Below are 582 nucleotides of genomic sequence, written 5' to 3'. Positions count from 1 at the left end.
TGTTAGCTGCGTTTTTGCCACGTTCTTGGAGCCCTGCTTGTATGTATAACAGCAAATACCAGAACTTTATTGCCAAACATTTTGTAAAAAACACCAAATGGAAAGTGCCCGATGAGTACGCGGCGAAAATCCCGGTACACTTTCTGGTAAACCTCTGGGTTTTCTGTGATGTTAATCAATGCTGATTCTACAGAGGCAATAAAATCGTTTCCTAGCCCAGTTTGGCATTGTTGATAATAAGAATATGCCTCTTTGATATCTTCTTCTGCTTCCGGCCTGATAGATAAAATAAATTTCATTAGCCAATGATTCTGCTCTTAACGTCGCTCCAATTTGAACCAAAATTTTGATCAGTTTCGAAGGACTTTAGTCTATCGTTAAGAAGCTGAGTTTGCTCTTTTGATAATTCAATAGAGTCTTGTTCAGCAGCTACTGAGTCCCAAATCTTCTGGGCGAGTTCAACTTTTTCTATAGCTGAGAGGTTCTCTATTTTCATAGCAGGTCTCCTAATATATCTAGTGCTACAAGTATAATTGTTTATGAGACAAAAGGCATTTCGATTTCATTGAAGCAGCTAACTTT

General features: G+C 38.1%; 2 protein-coding genes. Both read right to left on the bottom strand.

Going from position 1 to position 582, the window contains the following annotated elements:
- Positions 1-2: 2 nt before the first annotated feature.
- Positions 3-299 (bottom strand): type II toxin-antitoxin system RelE/ParE family toxin, encoded by a 297-nt coding sequence (locus tag O9X84_RS19565; RefSeq protein ID WP_269521321.1) that lies wholly within the window; start codon positions 297-299, stop codon positions 3-5.
- Positions 299-496: an addiction module protein gene (locus O9X84_RS19560; protein WP_032095993.1), complete on the bottom strand. Its 198-nt coding sequence runs from the start codon at positions 494-496 to the stop codon at positions 299-301. The genes O9X84_RS19565 and O9X84_RS19560 overlap by 1 nt, the downstream gene beginning before the upstream one ends.
- Between the last annotated feature and the right edge of the window lie 86 nt (positions 497-582).

This window comes from Alteromonas sp. BMJM2, assembly GCF_027257845.1.
Classification (GTDB): Bacteria; Pseudomonadota; Gammaproteobacteria; order Enterobacterales; family Alteromonadaceae; genus Alteromonas.
This window is presented reverse-complemented; position numbering and strand designations above follow the sequence as displayed.

Excerpts from the sequence above, each read along its gene's own strand:
- O9X84_RS19565 (WP_269521321.1), bottom strand. The coding sequence starts at position 299 with ATGAAATTTATTTTATCTATCAGGCCGGAAGCAGAAGAAGATATCAAA.
- O9X84_RS19560 (WP_032095993.1), bottom strand. The coding sequence starts at position 496 with ATGAAAATAGAGAACCTCTCAGCTATAGAAAAAGTTGAACTCGCCCAG.